The organism is Kitasatospora aureofaciens (assembly GCF_019192735.1).
In the GTDB taxonomy this organism is placed as follows: Bacteria; Actinomycetota; Actinomycetes; order Streptomycetales; family Streptomycetaceae; genus Kitasatospora; species Kitasatospora aureofaciens_A.
Window position 1 is genome coordinate 1 of sequence record NZ_JAHTKP010000184.1, and the last position, 980, is coordinate 980.

Here is a 980-nt window from a genome sequence, read left to right on the forward strand (position 1 = left end):
GGTGGTGTGGTTCGGGTTCCGGGGTGGGTTGGCCGCATATGGAGCAGGCGCCGGTCCAGGTGGCCAGGAGGGCCTGGAGTTCGCGGAGGACCGCGTACAGGGTCAGGCCGGCGCAGGGACTTTTGGGTCGAGCCTGAGCAGGGTGCAGAAGGCCTGGGCGAGGGAGGTGAGGGTGGTGTGGCGGTGCCAGCCGGGGTAGTTGCGGCCTTCGAAGTGGTCCAGGCCCAGACCGTCCTTGAGCTCGCGGTAGTCATGCTCGACGCGCCAGCGGATCTTGCAGATACGGACCAGCTCGCGCAGCGGGGTGTCGGCGGGCAGGGTGGACAGCCAGTAGTCGGTGGGCTCGGCCGAGCCGGGTGGCCACTCGGCCAGCAGCCGGCACTCGGGCAGGGAGCCGTCGACGGCACGGCGGATCTGCCGGTTGGCCGGGCGGACCCGCAGCGCCAGGAATCGGGAGCGCATCTCGGCGCGCGGGTTGTTCCTGGTGGTCTTGGTGCCCTGGCGCCAGGTCACCGTCCGGAGCGCGGATCGCCCGGCGTCCAGGGCGAGTTGGCGCAAGGTGGTGTGCGGATCGGGGTAGGCCGGACCGGGCGGGCGCCCCTGCCCGCTGTAGGGCGGGCGCACCGGGACCGCGTCGCCCGGACAGGCGGTGGTGCTGCCCTTGACGGCGACGGCGTAGGCCAGGCCGCGCTCGGTCAGGCCCTCGCGAAAGCCGGTGGCGTCCCCGTAGCCGGCATCCGCGACCACCGGCAGGTCGGGCAGTTCCCAGTTGCCGCGGACCTCGTCCAACATCTCCAGGGCCAGGCGCCACTTCTCCCGGTGTCGCTCACCCCCGGGGATGGCGGCCTTCGCCCGGCGCCGGCGGATCGCCCCGGCCAGCAGCGCATCGTCGGTGTTCTTGGCGTCGTCCCAGCTCTCGGGCAGGAACAGGCGCCAGTCGACGGCCGAGGACGCGCGGTCGGACACCAGGTTCACACTGA

General features: G+C 72.7%; 1 protein-coding gene. It reads right to left on the reverse strand.

The annotated features are described in order from the left end of the window. Nucleotides 1-102 precede the first annotated feature (102 nt). The coding region (locus KV557_RS41890) for an IS701 family transposase (RefSeq protein WP_218207372.1) at nt 103-980 on the reverse strand (878 nt) is incomplete at its 5' end.